Raw genomic sequence first — 24,582 nt, 5'->3', positions numbered from 1 at the left:
GTTCGATGTCTCGGTCTGCGGTGACGAGGTGCCGCACGGGAAACCGGATCCGGCGGTCTATCTCCGGGCGGCGGAACTGCTGGGTTGTCCGAGAAAGACACGGTGCTCGCCGACGCCGCACCACCGATGCGCCGGACACCCCGCCAGACGATGTTCGGGAGTGCGGCCGGGCAGTGGGTCGGTCGTGGAACGCAGAGCTGATCGGCAGCAGGACTTGTGCTACCTCGAACCGGCCCGGCTCGACGAACTCACCACCGACCTTCCGGCCGTTATCGACCTCGGAATCGGAGTGACCACCTGCGGCGAGCAGGTTCCCGCCACCAGTACCGTCAGGGCAACGCAGCCGATCACCTGTGAGAACCGGCGGAAGTTCGATGCTCAGGGCGTTTTCTTCCTCAGGATCGCAACACCGACTATCCCGAGCCAGATGGCCGTGTAGCCGTTGAACATCGCGACCGCGCCCCATCCGTTGGATGCGTAGAACTGCGACGAGTCGTAACCGAAGAACATCGACGGCACACCCGCGAGATGAAGGACCGCGACGGCGAATGACGACCAGCCGATCCATCGCGGAAGCGCGCGGCTGCGCAGGACCGCGTACCCGAAGGCGAGACCGAAGACGAGCAGCATCAGGTGACCGATGGTGCCGTAGAGGAGATAGGTGGGAACGGTTCGGGTCGGGTCGATGCGGGCAGCTGTCTTGATCGCGGTGCCGCCCTCCAGACCCTTGGCGACCATGTCGACAATCGTCCAGGCCACCCCGGTGGTGCCGGCAAGCGCACCGAACCATTCGTAGCGGGCGTCTGCCTGCGTGATCAGTGGCCGGATACCGCTCATGAAGACCAGGAACAGCGTGAGGGCGAGAAAGTTGAACAGCGTGCGGGCGAGGATCAGCCCGTCCGGCATGAGGCTACCGGTGTCGACACCGCACCTCGGTGGGTTGCACGACGGCACGACGAAGTAGAGCGGAAGCTCGGCCATCGCGAAGACGGCGCCGAGGATCGCGGCAACCCCGGCCCAGCGGCGCACGGAACCCGGACAGCTTATCTGTGTAAGCAATGAACTGTTCATGGCATGCACAGTAACGAGATCTGTGCATGCCGTCTACTGTTTCGGCTGCACCTCTGGAAGGATTCGGCTATGACCACGCCCGAAAGCTCCCGAGCTGCGGCAGTGGAGGACGACGCCGCACTACGGATCGAGTCCCCGGACACCCTCCACGAGGCGCTACCACCCGGTCTGGCAGCGGCCTGGGGTGTCGTCGATACCGGACCGCGCCGCGGCCCCAAACCGGCACATACGGTCGAGGAGATCGTGGCGGTCGCCACGCAACTGGCGGACGACGAGGGCATCGCCGCAGCTTCACTTCCGAAGGTGGCCAGTCGTATCGGCGTGACCACCAATGCGTTGTACCGCTACATCAGCTCGCGAGATGAACTGATCACGCTCGTGGCGGACCGCGCCTGGGGCGATCCACCGGCGCTGCGGAACGGTCCCTGGCGGGACGGAGCCGCGCTGTGGTCACGTCAGCTCTTCCGACGCTTCTTATCGCGTCCGTGGCTGATGGACGCACCGACGACCATCCCGCTGACCCCGCACAACGCAGCATGGCTGGATGCGCTCATCACCGTCCTCGAACCGACCGGCATGGCCGCGCAGGAGATGTTGAACTGCGCATACCTCCTCGACAGCCACGCGCGGTACGGCGCCGGCCTGCGTCGCAGCACCCCGACCCCCGCGGTGCTGCGACGCGCGAATCCCGATCGACAGCGGGCAGTACGCGCGATTCGCCTGTTCCTGGACGAGCAACTGCGCACCCGCAACCTGAACGCGGTCGCCGAGGTACTCCGGGACCCCGAGTACCTCACAGACGAGCCCTCGCTCGACGGCTTCGAATTCGGCCTCGCGAGGATCCTCGACGGCATCGAGACCTATATACGGCAACAGCAGCGCGCGGCCGGTAGCGGTACCGACGTAGACCCGGCGCACTGATCGCCGACGGCCGAGGGCGCGCTCCCCGGGGTGAGCCGCAGTGATACCTCATCGGCCTCGATCCGTACCGTCGCAGGGGCGCCGGACGGCACAGCATGGCAAGATGAGCGACCGAAACCGCCCAGCCGCCGAGCAGGAGGACATCGAGAATGAGCCACCGTCCACTGTCCGTCCTGGTGCGTACCGGCGTCGCCGGTGCCGTCGCCGCGCTGGTTCTGGCCGGCCCGGCCGTCGCGGATCCGAACAATGTGAATCCGATCCCCGGAATCAACGGCGAGCCCCGCGGGCTGCCGACATTGCCGGGACCCACCCAGGCGGTGTACCAGGTGACGGGATTGGACAGCCCCAACCGGACCCAGCAGGTGAACGTGCTCGGCACCGATCTCGGCGTCATGTGGGACGACGGAGCCGGCACGATGCTGACCGCGTTCGGTGATTCCGCAGGTCTGGGGGTACCCAATCTGCTGGCCGGCAGCGTGTGGGCGTGGACCAGCAATGCCCTGTTCTTCAGCCACACCAAGGATCCCGCGCAGGGCATCGTCTTCGACGGCGCGGTGCCGAATCCGCTGCCCAGCCCGAAGATCCCCGGTATCGAGATCAGTTTGATCCCCACCGCGGGTATCTCGGTGGGCGGGGTGCAGTACATGAGCATGATGTCGGTGAAGGAGTGGGGTGACCACGGTCTGTGGAACACCAACTTCTCCACGCTCGCGGCTTCCGGCGACGGGGGGCGCACCTGGGCCCAGCTGCCGAATACGCGGCGGGCAAATGTGGACGGGCACGAGCGGTTCCAGCAGAACGCCTTCGTGAAGAACGCCGGGTTCGTGTACCGGTACGGCACTCCGGCGGGCCGCAACCATCCCGGGTTCGTATCGCGGGTGCGCGAAGCCGATATCGCGAATCTGGACGCCTACGAGTACTGGGACGGCCACGGCTGGAAGCCGAACGACGCCAAGGCCGCCGCACCGGTCGTCGACGGGGTGGCCGAACTGTCGGTGCAGTGGAACGATTATCTGCACAAGTTCGTGATGACGACGACCGATCCGTTCAACTCGGTGGTGCTGCGGACCGCGGACTCACCGGAGGGGCCGTGGAGCGCACCCCGGGTGCTGCTGGAGGCGGCCGCGCTCCCGACGGCGTACGCGCCGATGATCTTCCCCTACCAGACCGGTAGCGACCTGTACTTCCTGCTGACGGTGCACCGTCAGTACAACGTGCTGCTCATGAAGACCCCGCTGTAACCGGTATCCACCGACGGAAACGACACCGCCCGCCCCGATTCATCGGGGCGGGCGGTTCGCTGTACGCGGGCGGCTCCGGCCGCGCGCGGTGCCGTCGTTCAGCGGGATCCCGGGCGACCGGGCCGGGTGCTGGTGGGCGGACTACTGGTGCTGGGCTGATTGCCACTGCTCGAATCGTTTCCGGATTCCTCCGGTTTCTTGTCCGGGGCCTCGCATTCGACCTCCGGTACCGGGTCGTACTTCACGGTGCGGGTGGTCCGGGAAACCTCGGCGCCGGTATTGATATCGGTGATCACCCGGGTGTCGGAGATGGTGAATCCCGGCGCGCCGGTCGAGGCGATACAGTCGTCGCCCTCGGGCAGCTTGATGGTCTCCGGTTCGGTCGGCTTGCTCTTCTCGCCGGTGATGGATTCCACGTTCACCGTCTTGGTTCCCCAGATACGGACCGTGACCTCGGAGCTGTCCGCGAAAGCCTGGATGTACACACCGTGCGGAGTGTTGTTGCGGAACTGGAGGTCGATGGCACCGTCGAACACGGTCGCTTCCCGGGCCGCCGGATAGCGGGAGATGTAGTAGCTGTGTTCGGTGTGGCCGGCGTCCTCGAGACCCGCGAAATACGCGGCGTTGTAGAGGGTGGTCGCGAACTGGCTGATCCCCCCGCCGACGGCTTTGCTGGGCCGGCCGTGGTCGATGATGCCGGATTCCACATAGCCTTCGGCCGCGGTGCGTGGACCGGTGTGGGTGTTCAGCGAGAAGGTGTCGTTCGGTTTGACGATCGCACCGTCGACCTCCTGAGCGACCGTACGGATGTTCACCCCGGACGGTCCGGTGAAACCACTGGTGGTGAACTCGCCCATCACCTCGTTGATACCGAGCCCCTCGGCCGCCTGCGTGGTGAGTTTGGGTTCGATCCGCTCGTAGATTCCGGGGGTGGTGCGCTGCGCGCCGGTGGCGGCGAGCATCGCGGGCAACTGCTCCAGCGTTTTCGCCCAGTTGATCTTGTCGCCGACCACCGCCGGGACGACGGTCGGGACGCCGGAGAAGGTGAAGGTCGCGTCCTTGGGTTCGACCTCGGTCGAGGCCAGCTGCGGAGCGAGCAGGTCGGTGGCCACCTTGTGGTCGAACTCGACCCGCAGCCCGCCGTGCCCGTCGGGTACGAAGCCGACGATGGTGGCGATCTGCTCCGGGCTCAGGGTGGCGCTCGAGGCCCCTTTACCGGTGTAGACCACCGGGCCGCTCACCGCCGGTTCGGCGATCTGATGCATCGCCTGGTCGATCGCGTCCTGCCGGACGGCCGGCGGCGCGGTGGCGACGGGCAGGTCCAGGGTGCTCGCGGTCGCCCACTGTTCGGTGAGGACGGTGCGGGCGGCGGCCAGATCCAGCACCCGGCCCGAAGTCGGATTCACCTCGACCGGCCGCGTGCCCTCGAAGTGGATACCGCCTTCCACCGGCGGCTGATCGTGCACCCTCAATTCGTCGAAGGTACGGCTCAGCGCGGCCTCGTCGACCGAGCTGGCGACCGCGACCTCACGAGAGGCGACGAACGACAACAGCCGGGAAGCCGGATTGAGCGGCTGCCCGCCGACCCGCTCCCAGGTCGCCTCCCAATCGACCCCGAGACCTGCGGCGGAGGGCACCAGCTCGGTCTGTACGTCGGCGATCTTCACCGGCACGACCTCGCCCGCGCGCGGGTCGAGCTGCTCCTGCAACTTCGCGCGGGCATCCGCCTTGTCCATCCCGCCGATGGCGACCCCGGCGACCTCGACACCGCGCGGGATCTTGCCGGAGGTCATCACCAGATCGGCGATATATCCCACCAGTGCGACACCGAACACGATCGCGGCGACCAGCAGTACGCGCCGGGCGTTCGGAGAACGCAGCCAGGCACGGGCGCCGGAGAAACGGCCGCCGTCGGCACCGGATCCGCCGGTACCGCGGCCACCACCCGGGCCGCGCGGCGGCGTGGGCGGGCCGGACTCACCGTGCGACAGGATATCGGCGCTCGTCGGATTGTTGGGGTGTCCGGGCCAGGAGGACGGACCACCGGAGAGCCGCTGCTCGAGCGCGGCCGAGTCGAAGACCTCCGTCGGGGCGTCGTCGGGGTCGGAATCGGCGAAGGTGGGCGTTGCGGGTGCGGCGCTCGGCCGGGAGAACTGCTGGGTGGCGTAATCGGAGCCGGTGGGATCCGATGCGGCGGGAAGAGGTGCGGCCGGGCGAGCCGGCCCGGGACCGACGGGGCCGCCCGGGCCGGGACCAGCGGACGGCCCGAAACCGGCAGCGGGCCCGGGACCGTTGGCGGCAGCCGGCCCGGGACCTCCGGGCGGCGCGGGCCTGGGAGCGTTGGGCGGCGGCGTCCCCGGAGCACCCGGACCGGGAGCGGCGGGGCCGCGACCGGGCGACCCCGGTTCGACGGGTTGCCGGGAGACCTCCGGAGTGCGAGCCGGGTTCTGCGGGGCGGTCGCGCCGGAACCGGGATCCGGCGACGGCCGGCCCTGCTCCCGCTGCGCCTGCAGTTCACCCGTGCTGGGGTTCAGCCAGGAACTGCCACCACGCCAGCCGGCTGCGACATTGTCCACCGGTTCGGTCCGGGCCGGCTGCTGTCCCTCCTGGGCGCGGCCGTTCTGGAGCAGCTGACGTAGGCCGCCGTCGATCGGCTGCCGACGGCCGGAATCGCGTCTGTCACCTCGGTCGGTGTTCGATTCGCTGCTCACGAACCGTCCTCCCCAATCGATACTTCGGGGACTCGCGGGTGCGAGCCTTCGCCAACGATAGTTGTCCGAACTGTAATCTTCAGTGCCTGATCGATCACAGCTGCGCCATCTGAATACCGCGTGACGTCGCAGTTGGGACATATCGTCCTCACGAGCCCCGGACAGCAAAGTGGCCCCGTGCAGTCGCCGGGTCGGGGGTCAGGCGAATGCACGGAGCCGACTGGTATATCGGTGCCACGCACAGGTCGTTACACATCAACCCGGCGGATTTTTCCGACCGGCGGGCACAATCGGTGACGACGTGCGATCCGGACTCCTATGAAAAGGGGACGCGAGATGCAGTTGGGCATGATCGGGCTGGGCCGGATGGGGGCCAATATCGTGCGGCGTATCGTCGCCGCCGGGCACACCGCGGTGGGTTGCGAGCGCCACGCCGACGTGATCGAAAACCTCACCGCCGAGCTCGGCGGCAGCTTCCGCGGGAGTACCGACCTGGCGGAGTTCGTGGCCGATCTCGACACTCCGCGGGTGGTGTGGGTGATGATCCCGGCCGGCCTCACCGGCGCCACGGTCGATCAGCTGGCGCGGCTGCTGGAACCCGGTGACATCGTCATCGACGGCGGCAACAGCCGGTATCACGACGATATAGCCCGCGCCCAGCAGCTGACCCCGCTCGGTATCCACTACCTCGATATCGGCACCTCGGGTGGTGTGTTCGGCCGCGAACGCGGTTTCTGCCTGATGATCGGGGGCGAGACGGAACCGGTGCGGTACGTGGAACCGCTGCTGAAGGCCATCGCGCCCGGGATCGCGGCCGCGCCCCGCACGCCCGGTCGGACGGGTGCACCCGGCCCGGCCGAACAGGGATACCTGCACTGCGGCCCGGCGGGCGCGGGCCATTTCGTGAAGATGGTGCACAACGGGATCGAGTACGGGGCCATGGCCGCCTACGCCGAAGGCTTCAACATCATGCACAAAGCCGATTACGGTAGTCGGGCCGGCGGCGAGTACTCCGCGGAGGAGACCCCGCTCGAACATCCCGAGTACTACCGCTACGACATCGATATCGCGGAGGTCGCCGAGGTGTGGCGGCGCGGGTCGGTGGTCGCGTCCTGGCTGCTGGACCTCACCGCGGCACAACTGCACGCCGACCCGAACCTGGATTCCTTCGGCGGCCGGGTCTCCGATTCCGGGGAGGGCCGCTGGACCCTCGACGCGGCGGTCGATATCGGCGTTCCGGCCCCCGTGCTCTCGGCGGCGCTCTTCCAGCGTTTCGCCTCGCGCGGCGAATCCGCGTACGCGGACAAGGCACTGTCGGCGATGCGCGAAGCCTTCGGCGGGCATCACGAACTACCGGGGTCGGAGTAGGCCGCACGACAGCACGCGAATGCGCACCCACCGGCCGTACGAAAACGGATGTGCCCCGATCTGGTCGATCGGGGCACCTCCTGTCCCCTGCCGGTCCGCCGCGGCCGTGGGCGCTTCCCTCGCCTGCCGGACGGACCCGTCCCGGATCCGCTCAGCGCTCCAGGATGGCGACCACGCCCTGGCCGCCGGCCGCGCAGATGGAGATGAGCGCACGGCCCGAGCCCTTTTCTGCCAGCTGTTTGGCGGCCTGGGCGACGATCCGGCCGCCGGTGGCGGCGAACGGGTGGCCGGCGGCCAGCGACGATCCGTTCACGTTCAGCTTGGTGCGATCGATCGAGCCGAGCGCCCCGTCGAGACCGAGCCGCTCCTTGCAGTACTGATCCGATTCCCAGGCCTGCAGGGTGGCCAGGACCACCGACGCGAAGGCCTCGTGGATCTCGTAGAAATCGAAATCCTGCAGGGTCAGCCCGTTGCGGGCCAGCAGCCGCGGCACCGCGTAGGTGGGAGCCATGAGCAGGCCGTCGGGGCCGTGGATGTAGTCGACCGCAGCGACTTCGCTGTCGACCAGGTGCGCGAGCACCGGCAGATTGCGCTGGGCCGCCCATTCGTCGCTGGACAGCAGCACCGCCGAGGCACCGTCGGTGAGCGGGGTGGAGTTACCCGCCGTCATGGTCGCGTCGCCCAGCTTCACGCCGAAAACGGGTTTCAGCGTACCCAGTTTCTCGAGCGAGGAGTTCGGGCGCAGATTGTCGTCCCGGTTGAGCCCGAGGAACGGGGTCACCAGGTCGTCGAAGAAACCGCGTTCGTAGGCGGCGGCCATGTTCTTGTGCGACAGGTAGGCCAGTTCGTCCTGCGCATCACGGGATACGCCGAATTCCTTGGCTGTGATGGCGGCGTGCTCGCCCATCGACAGGCCGGTGCGGGGTTCGGCATTGCGCGGAATCTCGATCCCGACCATGCCGGGGCGCAACTGGCCCACCAGCTTGAGCCGCTCGGCATTGGTCCGCGCGCGGTTGATGTTCAGCATCCATTCCCGCATCCGCTCGCTGACCCCGATGGGCGCGTCGGAGGTGGTGTCGGTGCCGCCGCCGATACCGACGTCGATCCGGCCGGCCGCGATCGCGTCGCCGACGGTGACGACGGCCTGCAGACCGGTTCCGCAGGCCAGCTGCAGATCATGGGCGGGGGTGTAGGGGCTGAGCCGGCTACCGAGCACACTCTCGCGGATCAGGCCGTGCTCGCCGACCCGCTTCAGTACCGCACCACCGGCGACCATGCCCAGTCGTTCCGATTTCAGGCCGAACCGGCTCACCAGTCCGTCCAGGGTCGCGGTGAACATGTCCTGGTTGGAGGCGTGGGCGTAGGCCTTGTCGGAACGCGCGAACGGGATGCGGTTACCGCCGAGGATTGCTACCGGACGGGTCGTACGGGATGTGGTGGTCACTCGGGTCTCCCAGGTTGTCGAGTTGGTGAGAGGGTCGGGTGCTCCGGGCCCGGACCGCGGCTCCCCGCCACGGCATCCGACGCCCGCCCGCGCTCGGTTTACGATAAACTTACTCCGGAGTAAGTTCAATGTCGACACCGCCTCCGGCGACTACCGACACACCACATCGAGCAACAGAAAAGGTGGGAACTGTGGCAGCCAAGAGCAAGGGTGCACCCAACCTCTACGGATCGTTCGTCAATTCCGCGCCGGGCGGGTTCCTCGCGAACAAGCTGGGTCTGCCGAAACCGGAGAAGCTGCGGCGCTACGTGGCCGGGGAACCCCCGCTACCCGGACCGGTACTGCTGGGCGGTAAGGGCCGCGTCGCCGAACCGCTGCGGGCGCTGCTGGCCGACGACTACACGTTCGCCGATTCGCTCGCCGCCGGAACGAAATACGGCGCCCTGGTCTTCGACGCCACCGGTATCGGCAGCATCGAGGATCTGTCGCAGCTGTTCGAGTTCTTCCAGCCGGCGATGCGCAGTATCGCGCCGTCGGGCCGAGTGCTGGTCATCGGCACCACCCCCGAACTCACCGGCAGCGTGGACGGCCAGATCGCCCAGCGCGCACTAGAGGGCTTCACCCGGTCGGTGGGCAAGGAACTGCTGCGCGGTGCCACCGCCCAGCTGGTGTACCTGCACCCCGACGCCTCCCCGGCCGCGACCGGCCTGGCCTCGACGCTGCGCTTCGTGCTCTCCGGTAAATCGGCGTTCGTGGACGGCCAGGTGATCCGCGTCGGCAAGGACGACGCGGTCGCCCCGGCGAACTGGGACAAACCGCTCGACGGCAAGGTCGCCGTGGTGACCGGTGCCGCACGCGGTATCGGCGCCACCATCGCCGAAGTCTTCGCCCGCGACGGCGCGAAAGTGATCGTCGCCGATATCCCCGCCGCCGGCGAGGCATTGACCGAGACCGCGAACAAGGTGGGCGCCACCGCGCTGGCGCTGGACGTCACCGCACCCGATGCCGCGCAGCGGCTGGCCGAATTCGCCACCGAACGTTTCGGCGGAATCGACATCATCGTGCACAACGCCGGGATCACCCGCGACAAACTGCTGGCGAATATGGACGAGGGCCGCTGGAACGCGGTCCTGAACGTGAACCTCGCCGCACCGCACCGGATCACCCAGGGCCTGGTGGCCGCGGGCGCGCTGAAAGAGGGCGGCCGGGTCGTCGACGTCTCCTCCATCGCGGGTATCGCCGGTAACCGCGGGCAGACCAACTACGGCGCCTCCAAGGCCGGGGTCATCGGAATGGTGAACGCCGAAGCACCGGAACTCGCCGCCAAGGGCATCACCATCAACGCCGTGGCCCCCGGGTTCATCGAAACCGCCATGACCGCCGCGATCCCGCTGGCCACCCGCGAGGGCGGCCGGCTGATGGCCTCGCTGAACCAGGGCGGCCAGACCGTGGACGTCGCCGAGACCATCGCCTACTTCGCCAGCCCGGCGTCGAACGCGGTGAACGGCAATATCGTCCGCGTCTGCGGCCAGAGCATGATCGGCGCGTGATGACCGAGACCATCACCCTCGACGCGCCGCCGAAGAACGGCAGTCTCTATGTGAAGGCCGCGCTCGGCGCGGTCCCGATACCGCTGGTGTCGAACCGGAAATCGACGATCCCGGACCGGGAGGTCCGGCTCGACGGCTATCACGTGGACCCGGACCATCTGGCCGCCTACTGCGCGGCCACCGGGCTGCGGTTCGGTGACACCCTGCCGCTGACCTATCCGTTCATCATCACGTTCCCGCTGGTGATGAAACTCGTGGTGCAGCGCGATTTCCCGTTCGTCGCGGTCGGCGCGGTACACGCGGAGAACCTGATCGAACGCACCCGGGAGATCTCGCTGAGCGAACCGCTCGACATCACCGCGCATATCGAGAATCTGCGAGAACACCCGAAAGGTCTGCTGGTCGACGCGATCAGCGAGATCCGGGTGGGCCGGGAACTGGTGTGGCGGCAGGTCACCACCTTCCTGCACCAGCAGAAGACCTCGCTGTCGGGCGGCCCCAAACCCGAACCGAAACCGGACGAGGTCCCGCCCCCACCGCTGCGCACGCTGAAGGTCGATCAGAAGACGATCACCCGCTACGCGAACGCCTCCGGCGACCAGAACCCGATCCACACGTCGGCATTGGGTGCCAAGGCATTCGGGTTCCCGCGGGCGATCGCGCACGGGATGTGGTCGGCAGCAACGATCCTCGGCAGTCTAGAGGGCCGGGTTCCGGACAAGGCCTCCTACGCCGTGAAATTCGGCAAACCGATTCTGCTGCCGTCCACAGTGAACGTGTACGCCGACCAGGTCGAAGAGGGCTGGGATCTGGCGCTGAAGCATCCGAAAAAGGGCTACCCGCACCTCACCGCCACTCTGCGCTGAACCGCGGGGCCTACGTGTGAACCCCGTTCTGGAACTCTCCGGGACGGGGTTTTCCAACACAACCGCAAAAAAGACACCTCGAGCAACAACAGGGTCATTTGCTGAAGCCAGCCGGGAGAACCGGATACCTGACCTTTTCATTACGAGTCGAATACGTTGCGTCCGCCCTTGTCTCGCTGCTGTACGTGCTTATCCGCGAGGTGCTGAAACACCTCCGTGGGAGTCCCGTTCTGTCCAGTGCTGTCCGGATGACTTGTGACAACTCGGTGACAACCGGCAGATCTCGCTCAGCATCAGACCGTGTCCTGCTCGTCGAGCAGCCAGGCAAGGTGAGGACATTCGGCGGCATGCCACTCGCGAACTATCGGCCGATCGTCTTCGACGTCCCGCACGACTTCTGCGCGCCAAGGCAGACACTCCCTGCACGGCGTGATCTCAAAGGAATTACCTTCGTCGTCGAATGCTTCGAAATCTGCGCTGCCCACCGGTGCGTCAAGGGTTACCTTCGGCCTCTCGGGTTCGGTCTCGATCAGTGCACCAAGTCTGTCGCGAAGCCGTTTGGATCGCACCCGATAGGGATCGGTGTTCATCGGCAGGTCCTGGAAGTCAGGCGTACTGACGCGGCGCCCGAGAGCAGCCTCAAGACAGCCGATACAGAAGCACCCGTCGGTGAATCCCGCTTTCGCCCAAACTTCATCGTGGACCATGTAGCCCTCGCCGGATGCGTCGTACCCGCAGCCGGTGCAGCGGAAGTCGATAGGGGCATGTTCCCAACGAAAGTCGAGCTCCTCCCCGTTCGACATCTCAAACCTTCGCCACCCGTGAGCCCCTTGGACTCGGACGATGGAGCTTTGTGTTTGCTCGGCGTGCTCGTCGACTACATCTTCGATCTCGGATTCGACGTCGCTCAGGCGGTCTAGCTCGGCAAAGTGCTCGGCATCGTCGATCCACATGACCCATGTGCTGTGAACTCCGGCCTGGGGGCGGTAGTCGAACGACACGTCGCTGAGGTTTGTCATGGGAACAGTGTCTACCGGTTACCCGACACATACGCCCAGAAGATGTCGAGGATCTTCCGGCCAGAAACTATGGCCTCTCAAAATGAACGGGTTAGTGGGGTGTGAGCTGGGGTTCGAGTCTCAGTGGTTCTCGCTCTTTCCCTGGCGTTTCCGACGTCCCACGGCCTGACGACGGCCTAGCGCACGATCACCTTTAAGAGTTCTACGCCCCCCGCCTTTTTCCAGATGGTGGTGACGTAGGTCTTGCCGCCCGGCTCGGTCAGTTCCACCTCTGTCTGTTTGGTTACGAAGTCTGTACCGGTCGCCACGGCAGTCAGGTCGTCGAATTCGAGGTCATATCTTCGACAGAGATGCCTTTTGGCGGCGCGAATCGCGTCTTCCTCTGCCATGACGATGGGTTCCTTCGCCCGGCTACTTGGGAGCCATGAGCAGAGACGGTTAGCCAGGTTGGTCATGTTCGTTGCCAGCACAGCGCCACCAGCTCCGGTCGCTACCGTCATCACTATCCCGAGGATCTCGCCGCTCGCGCCCCAATTAACTGAACGTTCTGTTGTGGCGAGCAGGTAGTTGTCCTGCTTGAGCTCGTCAAGGACGTGACCGCGAACTGCGCTGCGGTCGATGAGGCCGGGGCTGTTGATGGTGAGAAGCCACTCTTCGCTGGGCGGCTCGTCTAAACCCCGGTCATTCAACTTGACGTTGATCTGGACCTGGTCCGTGTATTGCTCCACAAGATCGAGTATTCCGTGTCTATGCGACAGGTCTGGTCTGTTCGCTGATCACGTCGGGACCAGCACTCCGGCCCTGCTGGGTGGTGGTCTGTGCATACAAGGGCTGGCTTCCCTGCCTGCCCCATAGGGCCTGCCTTTCTCGCGTAGAGGCTCCGGGGTCAAGGGTGGCGAATGCCATCAGCGAAGCTGACGCGAAGCGCCCTTGAAGCTGGAGGGGCGCGGGAACACAATGCAGGCCGCCAGTCAGCTGGGCCACGCGGCCGGAGGTCGCGCAGATCTTTGTACACAAGCGGGAGTTGTCCACAGGGCAGAGCCTGGTACCAAATTCTTTGGTACTTCGGGTGCGGCGGAGAAATTACCGTTCTGACTGTCGGCACGGCGTGAGTGTCGAGCAGGTGCGATGCCGCTGCGTTTCCGCAGGTGGGATCGCAATACCAGTCCCCGGCTGGTCATCAGAAAGGAACGCAAGCACCATGAACATGTCATCGAAGTCGGGCAATCCCGGGAAGCAGCCCGAAAGTGGTGGTGGCGGTGATATTCACCCGCTGGTCGCGCTGGTGCTGGCCGTCTTCCTCGCGGCTGCGGTTGGCGTCGTTGAGGACTGGCCTACTGCGGTGACCGTGTTGGCGACCGTTCTGGGCTTTTTCAGCGGCTCTCGTACTGTTGCGGACGGGCGTCACGGTGAACAGTCGTAACCACAGCCGGTCGACCGGGCAGAGTGCCGGCCGATTCGTGGGCGGCTGCGGGAGGTAGGTCGGGTACGGCTCTCATGGTTCCCACACTTCTCGGTTATCGAAAGCAACCATCTCGGATCGAAAGCGGGTGGCGCCAGCGTGCCGCCGACGCGCCCGGTGGGGCCGCCAGCGCAGCCAGGCCACGCCGGGTTGCGTGGCGGCGGCGCGCAGGCGCCGCCGCTCTTGAACCTATATGGCGAAATTCGGCAACCGATCGCGTTGGGAACTGTCGTGGTTCAACTGGTGCTTGACACACCTGCTCCACCCGATATGCGGAGCCACGCAGCACAATCACCGGCCGGGACAATCGATCACCACGCCGTATCCGACTCGAAACGGAGCTCCGAACCACGGACCGCCAGAGAACAAGAATGACCGAACATCTACCGGGAGGAGGGGCGCCGAGTGTGGCTCGAGGAACCTGCCACCGACCCGGACTCAATCCCTCGTTGCCCCCTCCGGCCACACGACCGTTACCGGCATGCCCCGCTCGCGAGCGACGGCCACGACATCGGCAGTACCGCCGTAGCCGCGGGCGGGCTTCCCATCCCACACCGCGATCAGCTCGTCGGCCTCGTCGAGCATTCGCACGCTGCCTGCCTGGTGCGCTTCCGAGTCCGACTCGACGTGGTCGAGTTCGATCACGTCGGCGGCTACCGCGGTGAGCTCGTCGTATATCGGGTGATGCGTTGCGGGCAGACTCTCGCGGTACCGCTGGGCCGGGACCACCACGACGAGGGATCCACCGAACTCGAGCAAAGTGGTCGCGAACAGTGAATCGGGTCCGTCTGCGATACAGCTGATGCCCACTAGTTCACCGCCCGTCCTGTCTCGTAGCTCGGCGCGTAGCTGTGCGTCGACGAGCGCGGTGGTCTGCTCTGGCAGGCCGCGGTGTCCGGTGATGGCTATCCGTGTCAAAGTTCGTCCTGCCGGTATAGGGCGGCCAGTGCATTGTCGAGGGCCCGAGCTTCACGGGTCCTGGGTGGCAGACTGGCCCGGTAATCCCGTGCGAGCCTGGTGATTCGTTCGCTGCGGTACCTCAACCCAACCTCCAACGCCTCCGTCGCGAGGGAGCAGCCGCCCTCGATATCGCCGATCCGGGCGAGCACGTGCGCTTGCTCGACCTGGGCGAGCGCGCGTGGTTTCGCCGCCGCGAGCGCGGGCGCAGCGAGGGCGAATGCGTTCCGCGCTGCGCGGTGGTCGCCGAGTCGGGCCAAGGCGCTCGACTGATATCGGGCCGCCTTCGCGCTATCGAATACGAACACCCACGGCCACCTCGGTTCTCCGCGCTGCCGATCCGCCAGGTGTTCGGCGCGGTGCAGCATTCTTAGTGTGGCCGTGCGGTCGCTGTTCGCTGCGTGAGCCACCGCGAGCAGGGACGCCATCCATGCGCCGGCGCTGTCGGGAACATCGCGGCCCATCTGGGCGGACGCAGTGCGGAGTAGGTTGAGGCCGGCGAGTGCGTCTCCGGTCTCCACGGCGTAGTGCCCAAGGCTCGCAGTCATGTAGGAAACCAGCAATGGATGATGGGTACGTTCCGCGTACCGAATCGCTTCGGCGTAGCGCTGGCGCGCGGTCGCATCGTCACCACGATCGGCGGCCAACCACGCAGCCAGGCCGGCTATCTCCGATAGTGCACGGAACCCGTTCGATGTACGCAGACGGTCACGCACTATGCCGGTCACCAGGTCGCGATGCGCTTCGACCGCTGGATGTAGCTGATCGGATGGCACGGTCGATTCCATCCGCCGGTAGTGCCCGGTCGGCCCGGCAATGGATTCGACCAATTCCGCATCGTTGGGTGCACTGGTCAACATCGCGCTTGCCCCGGCGGCGAGCGCGGTTTGTAGAAATTGCTTCCGGTTCAAGTCCTCGTCATCCGCAACCGCGCGGCGCCCGGAGAAGCCGATTTCAGCATCGGATGCGACATTGAGAATTGCCCGCAGAGCAGCACGGTAGTGCGACCGCGGCCAGCGTGTCTCGCCTCGTTCCCATTTGCCGACATGCCGTTCATCAACAGCACCACGCTTATTCGTGGCCCGGAAAACGTGGTCGTTGATGGCGTCGGCCAACTCTTGGCGCGTCATCGAGTGACCCGGATCCCCGGGCGATTCGACCCGTAACCGGGCGTCCCTCAGTAGGTCATTCCGTTCGGTCACGGGGTCGGCCTCTCATCTGGACCTATTCCGAAGATGCCACATATCGGTTGCGGGATAGCAACTTTCCCAGCATTTTCCCACGGTCTTCCCCATTTCGCGCCGTCGCGCAGAAGCTTGGTGCCGTAGAAGCTGGATCCAGCCCCGGAGTCGGGTTGTTGCGAAATCGGCCTGCGGGTTGCCACAGACCCAACCGGACCGATAGACGGCCCCGACGCCGGGTGCATCACGACTACGACAGGGGAGAAAGCACTATGAGCGAGCTGTCGACAGCGCCGCTGAGGTCAGCTACGAACCGGGCTATGGCCGCAACGCTCCGCATCTGGCAGGCCGGGGACAGGGCCCGCGTCGACTGGCCCGCCGCTTGCTGGACCGACGACGCTTTGCGCGGATTCGCACACGCTCACCAGGTGATGGCCGTCCATATCGCGCACCGGTGTCCCCGGTTTCAGATGGCCGCCGATTATGCGAGCGAAGCGTGTTGATGGCCGCTGACCTGTTCGGGAGAGTGCTGTGGCACGGAGAACACCCAGCCACCGCCGAGCAGTACACGAAGCTCCTGGCCGATGCCGTCGCGGTCGGAGTCATCGGCGCCGGTGACTGCGCCGAGCTGAGTGGGGTGACACCCATCGAAGGTGTAGCCGCGATACGAGCACGGCTGGTGACGGCCGGGCGTAGGGGGGCATGATGGCGACCGTTCACGGGTTGCATATCCGTACGCGGTGGCTCAGCGACGATATCGGGTTGCTCCGGCAGGTAGCGGCCGGTCTCAAATCGCTCGACCCGTGGGGAGCCTGCCACTACGCGGACGCGATCCGCGGCTACTCACACGCGCTGCACGTCATGGACATTCACCGCAGCCACAGATGCCCGCGCTACGACATGGCCGAGCGGTACGCGCAGGGGGTTCGCTGGTGAGTGGTTCTCTTTACTGTGTGTCGGCGCCGGCCGGTCCGGTGGTCCAATCGCCTGATCACCGGTAATGCGATCGAAGGACATGTGATGACTCTCGAATTCGAGCGTGCCCAGCAAGACCCGGCCTACCTCGCGTGGCTGGAAGCCATGGATGGCGAGCTGCACCGATTCCTCACCGAAGACGCGCCCGCGGTCGGCGCGCTCGATAGTCCGTACAGCGCCGAAGGGCTTGCGTTGTGCGAGCGGGCGATCCGGGAACGGTTCGGCGGCACTCAGGCAATTTCCGCCCCGGAGAATGCTGAACTCGCTGACAGGTTCGGCCGCTACATCGGGGAAGTGCACCGACGGGCAACCGAGGCCCGGTGGGTCAACGCCGGGCACATGTACGAGGGTCGCGCGTCCTTTCCGCAGTTGCTGTTCCCGTTTTCCCCCTGGGCATTCGACGCGGGTGAGCAGATCGGCGGAGCCTTCGTGAAGAAGCCACAGCAGCCGACCCAGCTGGTTTGGGTGCTGGGCAACATGGTCGAGGAGTACGAGCGGTGGCTGGAGTTCGGGCGGCCCACCGTCGAGGAGTACGAGCGCCTCTACCTCGAACGGCTGGTCGCCGAGGCCGATGGAAACGAGTTGTAGGGCAGATGAATGGGGCCGGGGGATAGACCGGAGGCGCTCACTCCCGCGGAGCGCCACCAGTACGAACAGAACTACATCCCGCGAAAGCTCAGGGAGGGGGAGCTTCCGAGGACGCCGCTCCAATGGCGCGAAGCCTCCGCGTCCTGGCGGGCTCGCTGGGTACAGGGGAAGACGTTCGAAAAGGGGATGGATGTCGTATTCGGGCTCACGCAATCCGGGTGGGAACGCGAAGTCACCCGCAAGGTCGACCCCGTCACCGGCAAAGAAATCCGAGTCGACTTCTACCTCAGAGAAGACGATCCGACTCTCACGGTCGCCGAGAACAACGAGACGAAGACTGGTGCCCTCAACAAGGGCCGCGACGTCGGACAGCTACGCGGATACGAAGCGCTGCTGCGACGAGGTGAAACCGTGCGTTTGTACACCCGCGCCGAGAAAGACCAAGAGATGGCGAAGGAGGCACGCGCTCTGCTCTCGGCACTGAAGGCCCGATTCCCGGACACCTTCATCCACAAGTCCATGAACGAGAAGGTTTACGGCCGGATCATGGAAGCCGGTGCGCGGGCATTGGAGCGCGAAAACCGTCAGGAACTGGCGGCCAATCTCGGCCGGCTCCCGGAACGCGAGGCCCGCGGCCTGTCGATCACCGAGATTGCCCGCGCCTACGCCCGGGAAGCACCTACCGCGGGTATCGAGCAGTTGCGCTTGATGGCGCGGGAGCTGCGGGAGCTCGCACTGACCCAGGGGATCGCGGAACGCGATATCGCCGAGGAGGACCGCAATGGATTGGGGTTGCGGTTCCAAGCGGCGAAATCGCTGGAGCAAGAACAGAAAACCCAGCTGACCGAGCAGGATGCCGAGCGGCACGCCGCCGTCGACCAGATCACCTACACCCTGACACAGCGGGAACGTGAGCTGATCGACCGCGGGTCGCAGGAGGCGGCCCGCGAGCTACAGCAGCAGCTCGACGCAGGCCGAATCAACCTCGAACAGACCCGCGAGAGTTTCCAAGGGCTGGCGTACGCGCTCGGGAAGAACCAGGAACTGGAGCGTCGGACCGAGCGAGAGGCAGCCGCCCGGTCCCCAGGAGACTCGGAACAGCTCGCCGGACAACTGCGCGAGCAAGAAGCCGCGCGTCAGGAGAAGGACAGGGAGGTATCGCGACAGATCGGGGCAATCGGCGCCGTCGTGGAGAACGAGACCGCGCTACGGCAGCGGGCCGAGCTGTCGCGGCTGGCGACCGAGGTCAATAGAGAAAGACTGATCGCACGCGGTGTCGAACCCGAGAAGGCACGGCTACAGGCGCCCGCGATGCCGGCACCCGTGCTGCGGGATAGTGACCGCGGTCGTGATCCGAAAGACCTTGCCCGCGAACTGCCACAACGCGACCGCGCGGAAGCTGCGGCACGTCGGACTGCCATGGACGACAGAGTCGCCGCACTCGTCGCGAGAGGAGTGCCGGTCGACGCGGCGGAAGCCAGCGTGCTTGCCCGACTGTCCTCACCGGCCGACGACCTCCGGTCGATACGCGATCGAGAAGTACAGCAGGTCGAGTCCCGGCTCATCGCCCGTGGGGTACCACCGGAAATAGCCAGAGCCGCGGCCGAAGGGCGGATGGCGGAGCCACCGCAGGTCACCCGCGCACACGCGGCCGAGGACCGGGCTCGGGAACGAACGAGGGACTTCCGCCGCGAGCGGTAGAGCCCAGCAGCCGAAGTCCTTACGGTGGCTGCGGGCGAACCCGGGGAGCGAGACGTGCGCTGACACCATGAGGCTATGAACGATCAGGGAGATCCCGTCCTGTACGCCATCGTGACCGGTTCGTCTGCCGCGCGGGATATCGGCAAGCTCGTCGATCTGGCCCAAGCGGACGGCTGGGACGTGTGCGTGATCGCGTCCCCGGACGGGCGGCGGTTCATCGACCCCGCCGCACTGGAAGCCAAGACCGGGCATATCGTGCGCAGCCAGTACAAGGAACCCGGCACCCCCGATGTGCTTCCCCCGGCCGACGCGATGATCGTCGCCCCGATCACCTGCAACTCAGTGGCGAAGTGGGCGGCCGGGATATCCGACACTCTCCCACTCGGTCTGCTGGTCGAAGCAGTCGGCAAGGGCTTGCCTGTCGTCGCTGTGCCGTTCTCGAACCGGGCACAGATGAGCTTTCCCGCTGTGCAGGAGGCCATCCGCAAGCTCTCCGGCTGGGGCGTGACCATGCTCGTCGGCGATGAGGTCTACGAACAGCCCGAACCAGGCACCGGCGAACGGTATATCGACCGCTTCCCGTGGGAAACAGCCTGGCGCGCGACACTCGATCACCCGAGACTCTCGATACCGAGCTGACCATCGACGCTTCGACGTGACCCGGTGCCGGGTCTTACGGAATGCGCCGAGAACATCGGATATCGGCTGCGGCGGTGAAAGGCGCTGTTGGGGAAAACAAAGGTGCCCCGGACCATCGGTCCGGGGCACCTCCTGTGTTCTTACCTCAGAGATTCTTCGGGAGTTTGATCGTCTCCGTGGGAGCGTCCGCGTTACCGGTCCGGGGCAGAGTGGTGGTCGGGGCTTCCGAAGCGGCCACCGGCGAACTCCCGCCGGGACGGCGACCCGTCGGGCCGGTGGGGCGGGCCGGGGTGCCGCCGCGACCGCCGGTCACGCCGAGGACGATACCGGCGATCAGCGCCAGGACACCGATGATGCCGAAGACGATCGGCAGCACCCGCCCGAACAGCGACAGCTTGTCGATATTGTCCTTGGCCACCGCCAGCTGCGATTCCACGGTGTCGGTATCGAAGACCATATTGGCCTTGAGCGCGGGGACCTCGACCTTGTCGGCGGTGCGGCTGTAGAAGATGTTCAGCTGCTCGCCACCCTTGACGATGGTGCCGGTCTCCGGCTCGACCCAGACGTCGCGGGTGTTGCCGTAGAAGCGGTACATGGTGACCGGTTCGTCGCCGCCCTCGACGCCCCATTTGGCGGCGGGCAGTTCCAGCTTGTTGGTCGGCGCCTTCGAGACATCGGCCAGCTTGGTCACCGGGACGTTCTGCCGGAAGTGGTAGACCTTGGTGCCGTTGATCTCGGTCTCTTCCTGGAACTCCATATCCGTGGTGGTCCGGGCGAGCACATCGAAGTACGGGTAGGTCTTCTTCTCGGTGCCGATCGGGAACCGGTACTGCAGCCCCGTGTGCTGGACCGGATCGGCGAGGGCCTCACCCTTGGTGTTGGTGGTGATCGCGATCGATCCGTTGGGATCGGTGGCCACCGGCTCGCCGCTCGTCCGGGAGATGGTGACCCGGTCGACGTAGGCGGTCAGCACGCCGGTGTCACCGGATTTGTCGATCCGGCGCAGGGTGTTACCGGCCTGGATGGTCATCTCGTCGGCGTCGGACGGATCCTCGACGGTGAGGAAGCGCTGGGAGACCAGCGGAACGTTCTTGTTGACCTCGGCCGAGCGACCCTCGGCTGTCAGCGACGACGAGTCCAGGACCAGGCTCTCCTGATCCTTCTGGTTGACCGCGACCGTGGTGATCTCGAGATCGAGGGGAGTCTTGGCCATTTTGCTGACGGTGTAGGTCGGGATCATCAACGCTGCGACGATCAGCAACGCGCCGAGACCCACGAGCACGCAGGCAACCGTCCTTCTGGTTCCGGCACTCAGTGCCATGCAAAGTCTCCTCGTCGTAGAACACAGGTCGTTCCGCGGGTACAGCGGGACGCCGCGGCACTCGTGAGCCCTGACACTAACAGCCTGGGGGTTACCCAGGCGTTGGCGAGGCCGGAATCGGACCGAAAACGGGGGGAGTCTAACCCGCATTGTGAAATACCGGCTTCCTCCACGCGTGAGCGGCCCGGCAGACTGGACCCCGATGACGACCACTCCGACCACCGATACCGGTTCCCGGCCATCCGTCGAACCCGGCGCTTCCGCCGCTGACCAGGCCCGATCCAGCGGCGACCCCGGCCGGACCGGGCAGCCTCGGGTACTCGCGGCACGTCAGCGGGGCTTTCTCCCCGCGCTCGAGGGTATGCGGGGTCTGGCGGCGCTGGGCGTACTGCTCACCCACGTCGCCTTCCAGACGGGCGCCACCGGGATTCCGGGGCTGGGCCGGCTGCTGGAACGCTTCGATATGGCCGTCGCGGTGTTCTTCGCACTGTCGGGTTTCCTGCTGTGGCGACCGCACGCGCTCACCGCGCGCGGACTCGGCGAGGCCCCCGGCCTCGGGTACTACCTGCGCCATCGGGTGGCGCGGATCGTGCCCGCCTACTGGGTCGTGGTCTGCACCGTCCTGCTCCTGGTGCCCGCGGCCGCGCATACCGCCGGTGTACAGGTATGGATGTCGAATCTGCTGCTCCTGCAGGTCTTCGTCCCCCTCACCCTTACCGACGGACTCACCCAGATGTGGAGCCTGTCGGTCGAGGTGGCCTTCTATATAGCGCTACCGCTACTGGCCTGGCTGCTGCACTGGCTGCGCGGCCGGGCCGCGGCGGCGCGGGTACCGGCGGTCCTCGCCCTCGGAGTGGCGTTCCTGAGCTGGAACTTCATCCCGGTCCCGACGCCGGACGCCATCCACGCCGACAACTGGCTTCCGGCCTATATCCCCTGGTTCGCGGGCGGCATGCTGCTCGCCGAACTGACCTGCGACGACCGCTGGCGGCAACGCGCGAGACTGCTGGGCAACCAGCCCGTCATGTGGGCGATCGCCGCCGCGGCGTTCGTGGCGTCGTCGACTCGATTGGGCGGGGTCGCCGGACTGACCCGGGCCGAGCCCTGGCAGTACGCCGCGAAGATGGGACTCGGCGCGGTGATCGGTTTCGCGCTGCTGGCTCCGCTGGTGCTCGGACCACCGGACAAACCGCACCGCTGGCTCACCGCGGCACCGGTCGCGACGGCCGGACGCTGGTCCTACGGCATTTTCATCTGGCATCTCGCCGTACTGTCGGTGATCTTCCCGGTATTCGGCATCCTGCCGTTCCAGGGCAATTTCGGAGTCGTACTGGTCCTGACGGTCGCGTTCACCCTGCCGATCGCCGCGGCCAGCCACGCTCTGGTGGAAGAGCCGTGCCGACAATGGGCCCGGCGCCGCGACCGGCCCCGGCCGACCGGATCCTGAACGGGCGATTCAGCAATCGCAACCGCAACCGTCGCAGCAGCAACCGTCGCAGCAGCAGCCGTCACCGCAGCAACTCCCGCAGTCACAGCAGCCGCTGCAGTCGCAGGGGCAATCACAGCCACGGTCGGCCCAGGACTGCTTGCGCTCACCACTGCACGGACGGGTGTGTTCGGCCCAGCAGGCGTAGCCCGTGCAGTACTGGGTGAGGATCAACTGGATCGATTCGGCGACACCGGGCTGCCGAGGCGGGCCCAGGGGCGGGTGCTGCCCGGTGGACCCGATACTCACCGGGTACTGCCGCGCCGAGGCGACGGGCGGCGGGGCGATGACGCGACCGACCCGGCGGACGGTGGATTTCAGCGGATCCAGCAGTGCCCAGCGCAGGGCGGGGAGGCCGGTCAGGCCGGCCGACCGTAGCGATACCCGCAGGGCGTGCTCCGATTCCCGGACCAGCGCGTAGCCCTCGGCCGGTGTGGTATCGGTGGCGGCGAGCGGGTTGAAACGGTCCGCGGCAGCATCGGCGTGATAGTCGGTGAGCGCGTCGGTCAGATGAGCGATCCGGCCGAATTCGGCACCCGCGTCGCGCAACGCCTCCACATTGTCCGGGCGATCGGCCAGTACTGCGGTATGAGCGAAGAACTGCGCGGCACAGAGGCGGCTGGCGCGGGTCAGCTCGTCCAGGGCGGACGCGTCCGCCGGATCGTCACCGGCGGCGATCCGCTGTTCGGCCTCCACCTGCGCCTCGATCGCCGCTACCAGAGGTGCGATATCCAGCCCGATGGCGGCGGCCCGGGTTCGGGCACCTGCTGCCCAGCCGGTCGCGACCCGGCGCATAGGACGATGCAACCTCGGGCGGGTATCGCCGTCGTCGATATGGTCGGCGACCTTGGCGGAACCGAGCAACAGCGAGGCGGTGGCGGCCAGCTGGACCGGCGCCGAGGCACCCACCGGGACCCGCGCCGTACGCATTCCGCGCAGTGGGCAGGGCCCGGCCGTGCGCCGGGCGGCGGGGGCCGCGGCCTGGGCCTCGGTGAGTACCGCGAGCACTACCGCGTCGGTATTGGTCGCGCTGCGTGTCAGTTGCCCGTGCCCGTCGCGCAGGCCGAGGCACAGCCCGCACATATGGGACTGCCACAGACCCGGGTCCACCCCGTACTTCTCGGCGCCGTGCCGGCACGGCTGCAATATTCCGAACATTTTCCCTCCCGACCGGATGCCGTCCTCCGCGATATCCGTTGCGGGCATCGAAATTACGGAGTCCCCCAACTCCGCGCAACAGGGCAGTGATCCGCTGAGCGGGCAATCCGTCCTGTTCGGGCGATTCCACCGGCCGTGCTATTCGGGCGATTCCACCGGTTCGGCATCCTCGGCCTCGTCGGGCTTGCGACCCGACAACCCGCGCCACGCCAGTGCGTCGAGGAGGTCCACGGCCTCGGCCACATCTATGCGGCCGTCGGCCACCGAATCGGCGATGGCCTCCCCCGCGCCGATCACGGCGACGGCGACGATATCGAAGTTGGTACCCGGGTCGGCATGTTTGGCGCTGGACTCCAGCAGTTTGGCGGTCAGCTCGATAACCCGTTCCCGAGCATTCTCGATCTCCGATGCGAAGGCCTGCTGCCCGAGTGCCTGGCGGTACAGGACCTGCCAGGAATTGCGATGGGTGTCGACGAAGCCGAGGAAACCCTCGAGTGCGGTGCGCAATTGTTCGTGCGGACTGAGCAGTGGGTTGCCGGCGGGTGCGACGGATTCGAGGAAGCGCAGGCCCTCGCGCTGGATACAGGCCCGGAAGAGTTCGTCCTTGGAGCCGTAGTACAGATACAGCATCGGCTTGGAGATCTCGGCTTCGGCGGCGATCGCGTCCATGGAGGTCTCGTGGAAGCCCTTGCGCGAGAAGACCTCGACCGCGGCATCGAGCATCTGCTGCTCGCGCACCGCTCTCGGAAGCCTTTTCGTACCGCCCGCCATCACGTCTCCTAGCCGAGTGAACCCTTTATATTACTCCGAAGTAAGTTCCTGAGGACCGGAACCACCGGCGGCGATGCACGCACGCCGGTGATGTTCCGGTGGACGGCCGGAAGCCCGTATCCATCGTCGGCCGGCCCCCGCCGGCTCGATAC

22 protein-coding genes and 1 pseudogene are annotated in these 24,582 nt (G+C 66.4%); 13 read left to right on the top strand and 10 right to left on the bottom strand.

Annotation, left to right across the window (positions count from 1 at the left end; genetic code table 11):
* Positions 1-85: pseudogene (locus ACWCPQ_RS26915) on the top strand (HAD family phosphatase); the annotation flags it as partial.
* 293 nt (positions 86-378) lie between these two features.
* Here the strand turns inward: ACWCPQ_RS26915 and ACWCPQ_RS26910 are convergent.
* Complete coding sequence (locus ACWCPQ_RS26910) at positions 379-1,071, bottom strand: hypothetical protein (protein ID WP_449903781.1); 693 nt, start codon at positions 1,069-1,071, stop codon at positions 379-381.
* Between the two features lie 69 nt (positions 1,072-1,140).
* Between ACWCPQ_RS26910 and ACWCPQ_RS26905 the strand changes: the two genes are divergently transcribed.
* On the top strand, positions 1,141-1,992 hold the full coding sequence (locus tag ACWCPQ_RS26905) for a TetR/AcrR family transcriptional regulator (RefSeq protein WP_449903779.1): 852 nt from the start codon (positions 1,141-1,143) through the stop codon (positions 1,990-1,992).
* A 149-nt stretch (positions 1,993-2,141) separates the two neighbouring features.
* A complete protein-coding gene (locus tag ACWCPQ_RS26900; RefSeq protein WP_449903777.1) occupies positions 2,142-3,233 on the top strand; it encodes a DUF4185 domain-containing protein in 1,092 nt (363 codons plus the stop codon).
* A gap of 98 nt (positions 3,234-3,331) precedes the next feature.
* Here the strand turns inward: ACWCPQ_RS26900 and ACWCPQ_RS26895 are convergent, their stop codons facing one another.
* Positions 3,332-5,944 (bottom strand): VanW family protein, encoded by a 2,613-nt coding sequence (locus tag ACWCPQ_RS26895; protein WP_449903774.1) that lies wholly within the window; start codon positions 5,942-5,944, stop codon positions 3,332-3,334.
* A 336-nt stretch (positions 5,945-6,280) separates the two neighbouring features.
* Between ACWCPQ_RS26895 and gnd the strand changes: the two genes are divergently transcribed.
* Positions 6,281-7,312: a phosphogluconate dehydrogenase (NAD(+)-dependent, decarboxylating) gene (gene gnd / locus ACWCPQ_RS26890; protein ID WP_449903771.1), complete on the top strand. Its 1,032-nt coding sequence runs from the start codon at positions 6,281-6,283 to the stop codon at positions 7,310-7,312.
* A 151-nt stretch (positions 7,313-7,463) separates the two neighbouring features.
* Here the strand turns inward: gnd and ACWCPQ_RS26885 are convergent, their stop codons facing one another.
* Positions 7,464-8,756 (bottom strand): acetyl-CoA C-acetyltransferase, encoded by a 1,293-nt coding sequence (locus ACWCPQ_RS26885; RefSeq protein ID WP_449903769.1) that lies wholly within the window; start codon positions 8,754-8,756, stop codon positions 7,464-7,466.
* A gap of 191 nt (positions 8,757-8,947) precedes the next feature.
* Here ACWCPQ_RS26885 and ACWCPQ_RS26880 point away from each other — a divergent pair, with 191 nt between their 5' ends.
* Together ACWCPQ_RS26880 and ACWCPQ_RS26875 are read left to right on the top strand one after the other, a co-directional pair.
* Entirely contained in the window at positions 8,948-10,306 is a 1,359-nt protein-coding gene (locus ACWCPQ_RS26880) for a 3-oxoacyl-ACP reductase (protein ID WP_449903767.1), read from the top strand.
* The gene (locus ACWCPQ_RS26875) at positions 10,306-11,172 is read left to right on the top strand and encodes a MaoC family dehydratase (protein ID WP_449903803.1); all 867 of its coding nucleotides are present in this window, start codon (positions 10,306-10,308) and stop codon (positions 11,170-11,172) included. Before ACWCPQ_RS26880 ends, ACWCPQ_RS26875 begins: the two co-directional genes overlap by 1 nt.
* 293 nt (positions 11,173-11,465) lie before the next feature.
* On the opposite strand, the gene ACWCPQ_RS26870 is transcribed toward ACWCPQ_RS26875, so the two are convergent.
* Together ACWCPQ_RS26870 and ACWCPQ_RS26865 are read right to left on the bottom strand one after the other, a co-directional pair.
* Positions 11,466-12,191, bottom strand: a complete 726-nt coding sequence (locus ACWCPQ_RS26870) for a hypothetical protein (RefSeq protein WP_449903764.1) — start codon at positions 12,189-12,191, stop codon at positions 11,466-11,468.
* A 176-nt stretch (positions 12,192-12,367) separates the two neighbouring features.
* A complete protein-coding gene (locus tag ACWCPQ_RS26865; protein WP_449903762.1) occupies positions 12,368-12,919 on the bottom strand; it encodes a hypothetical protein in 552 nt (183 codons plus the stop codon).
* Between the two features lie 473 nt (positions 12,920-13,392).
* On the opposite strand from ACWCPQ_RS26865, the gene ACWCPQ_RS26860 reads away from it, so the two are divergent.
* Complete coding sequence (locus ACWCPQ_RS26860; RefSeq protein ID WP_449903759.1) at positions 13,393-13,614, top strand: hypothetical protein; 222 nt, start codon at positions 13,393-13,395, stop codon at positions 13,612-13,614.
* A gap of 477 nt (positions 13,615-14,091) precedes the next feature.
* Here the strand turns inward: ACWCPQ_RS26860 and ACWCPQ_RS26855 are convergent, their stop codons facing one another.
* Both ACWCPQ_RS26855 and ACWCPQ_RS26850 read right to left on the bottom strand, forming a co-directional pair.
* Positions 14,092-14,571 carry a hypothetical protein gene (locus tag ACWCPQ_RS26855; RefSeq protein ID WP_449903757.1) on the bottom strand — a complete coding sequence of 160 codons (480 nt, stop codon included), beginning with the start codon at positions 14,569-14,571 and terminating at the stop codon, positions 14,092-14,094.
* Positions 14,568-15,740, bottom strand: a complete 1,173-nt coding sequence (locus ACWCPQ_RS26850; protein ID WP_449903755.1) for a hypothetical protein — start codon at positions 15,738-15,740, stop codon at positions 14,568-14,570. The genes ACWCPQ_RS26855 and ACWCPQ_RS26850 overlap by 4 nt, the downstream gene beginning before the upstream one ends.
* 553 nt (positions 15,741-16,293) lie before the next feature.
* Here ACWCPQ_RS26850 and ACWCPQ_RS26845 point away from each other — a divergent pair.
* The 5 genes from ACWCPQ_RS26845 (at position 16,294) to ACWCPQ_RS26825 (ending at position 19,694) form a co-directional block, all read left to right on the top strand.
* The gene (locus tag ACWCPQ_RS26845; protein WP_449903753.1) at positions 16,294-16,497 is read left to right on the top strand and encodes a hypothetical protein; all 204 of its coding nucleotides are present in this window, start codon (positions 16,294-16,296) and stop codon (positions 16,495-16,497) included.
* Positions 16,494-16,727, top strand: a complete 234-nt coding sequence (locus ACWCPQ_RS26840) for a hypothetical protein (protein ID WP_449903750.1) — start codon at positions 16,494-16,496, stop codon at positions 16,725-16,727. Before ACWCPQ_RS26845 ends, ACWCPQ_RS26840 begins: the two co-directional genes overlap by 4 nt.
* An 84-nt stretch (positions 16,728-16,811) precedes the next feature.
* A complete protein-coding gene (locus tag ACWCPQ_RS26835; protein ID WP_449903748.1) occupies positions 16,812-17,354 on the top strand; it encodes a hypothetical protein in 543 nt (180 codons plus the stop codon).
* A 186-nt stretch (positions 17,355-17,540) separates the two neighbouring features.
* Positions 17,541-19,055, top strand: a complete 1,515-nt coding sequence (locus ACWCPQ_RS26830; RefSeq protein WP_449903746.1) for a hypothetical protein — start codon at positions 17,541-17,543, stop codon at positions 19,053-19,055.
* A gap of 75 nt (positions 19,056-19,130) precedes the next feature.
* Positions 19,131-19,694 carry a flavoprotein gene (locus ACWCPQ_RS26825; RefSeq protein ID WP_449903744.1) on the top strand — a complete coding sequence of 188 codons (564 nt, stop codon included), beginning with the start codon at positions 19,131-19,133 and terminating at the stop codon, positions 19,692-19,694.
* Positions 19,695-19,839: 145 nt separating this feature from the next.
* Here the strand turns inward: ACWCPQ_RS26825 and ACWCPQ_RS26820 are convergent, their stop codons facing one another.
* On the bottom strand, positions 19,840-21,015 hold the full coding sequence (locus ACWCPQ_RS26820; RefSeq protein ID WP_449903742.1) for a DUF3068 domain-containing protein: 1,176 nt from the start codon (positions 21,013-21,015) through the stop codon (positions 19,840-19,842).
* Positions 21,016-21,376: 361 nt separating this feature from the next.
* On the opposite strand from ACWCPQ_RS26820, the gene ACWCPQ_RS26815 reads away from it, so the two are divergent.
* Complete coding sequence (locus tag ACWCPQ_RS26815; RefSeq protein WP_449903801.1) at positions 21,377-22,462, top strand: acyltransferase family protein; 1,086 nt, start codon at positions 21,377-21,379, stop codon at positions 22,460-22,462.
* 9 nt (positions 22,463-22,471) lie between these two features.
* Here the strand turns inward: ACWCPQ_RS26815 and ACWCPQ_RS26810 are convergent, their stop codons facing one another.
* Both ACWCPQ_RS26810 and ACWCPQ_RS26805 read right to left on the bottom strand, forming a co-directional pair.
* Positions 22,472-23,659: a DUF5685 family protein gene (locus tag ACWCPQ_RS26810; protein WP_449903740.1), complete on the bottom strand. Its 1,188-nt coding sequence runs from the start codon at positions 23,657-23,659 to the stop codon at positions 22,472-22,474.
* Positions 23,660-23,797: 138 nt separating this feature from the next.
* Positions 23,798-24,430 carry a TetR/AcrR family transcriptional regulator gene (locus tag ACWCPQ_RS26805; RefSeq protein ID WP_449903738.1) on the bottom strand — a complete coding sequence of 211 codons (633 nt, stop codon included), beginning with the start codon at positions 24,428-24,430 and terminating at the stop codon, positions 23,798-23,800.
* Positions 24,431-24,582: the final 152 nt, after the last annotated feature.

The organism is Nocardia sp. NPDC001965 (assembly GCF_053594175.1).
Note: the sequence above shows the minus strand (reverse complement) of the source record. Positions and strands in the feature narration are given on the sequence as shown.

Bases quoted from the DNA above. Each gene is read 5' to 3' on its own strand.
- ACWCPQ_RS26910 (WP_449903781.1), bottom strand. From the start codon at position 1,071: ATGAACAGTTCATTGCTTACACAGATAAGCTGTCCGGGTTCCGTGCGC.
- ACWCPQ_RS26905 (WP_449903779.1), top strand. From the start codon at position 1,141: ATGACCACGCCCGAAAGCTCCCGAGCTGCGGCAGTGGAGGACGACGCC.
- ACWCPQ_RS26900 (WP_449903777.1), top strand. From the start codon at position 2,142: ATGAGCCACCGTCCACTGTCCGTCCTGGTGCGTACCGGCGTCGCCGGT.
- gnd (WP_449903771.1), top strand. From the start codon at position 6,281: ATGCAGTTGGGCATGATCGGGCTGGGCCGGATGGGGGCCAATATCGTG.
- ACWCPQ_RS26875 (WP_449903803.1), top strand. From the start codon at position 10,306: ATGACCGAGACCATCACCCTCGACGCGCCGCCGAAGAACGGCAGTCTC.
- ACWCPQ_RS26870 (WP_449903764.1), bottom strand. From the start codon at position 12,191: ATGACAAACCTCAGCGACGTGTCGTTCGACTACCGCCCCCAGGCCGGA.
- ACWCPQ_RS26860 (WP_449903759.1), top strand. From the start codon at position 13,393: ATGAACATGTCATCGAAGTCGGGCAATCCCGGGAAGCAGCCCGAAAGT.
- ACWCPQ_RS26850 (WP_449903755.1), bottom strand. From the start codon at position 15,740: ATGACGCGCCAAGAGTTGGCCGACGCCATCAACGACCACGTTTTCCGG.
- ACWCPQ_RS26845 (WP_449903753.1), top strand. From the start codon at position 16,294: ATGGCCGCTGACCTGTTCGGGAGAGTGCTGTGGCACGGAGAACACCCA.
- ACWCPQ_RS26840 (WP_449903750.1), top strand. From the start codon at position 16,494: ATGATGGCGACCGTTCACGGGTTGCATATCCGTACGCGGTGGCTCAGC.
- ACWCPQ_RS26835 (WP_449903748.1), top strand. From the start codon at position 16,812: ATGACTCTCGAATTCGAGCGTGCCCAGCAAGACCCGGCCTACCTCGCG.
- ACWCPQ_RS26830 (WP_449903746.1), top strand. From the start codon at position 17,541: ATGGATGTCGTATTCGGGCTCACGCAATCCGGGTGGGAACGCGAAGTC.
- ACWCPQ_RS26825 (WP_449903744.1), top strand. From the start codon at position 19,131: ATGAACGATCAGGGAGATCCCGTCCTGTACGCCATCGTGACCGGTTCG.
- ACWCPQ_RS26820 (WP_449903742.1), bottom strand. From the start codon at position 21,015: ATGGCACTGAGTGCCGGAACCAGAAGGACGGTTGCCTGCGTGCTCGTG.
- ACWCPQ_RS26815 (WP_449903801.1), top strand. From the start codon at position 21,377: ATGCGGGGTCTGGCGGCGCTGGGCGTACTGCTCACCCACGTCGCCTTC.
- ACWCPQ_RS26810 (WP_449903740.1), bottom strand. From the start codon at position 23,659: ATGTTCGGAATATTGCAGCCGTGCCGGCACGGCGCCGAGAAGTACGGG.
- ACWCPQ_RS26805 (WP_449903738.1), bottom strand. From the start codon at position 24,430: ATGGCGGGCGGTACGAAAAGGCTTCCGAGAGCGGTGCGCGAGCAGCAG.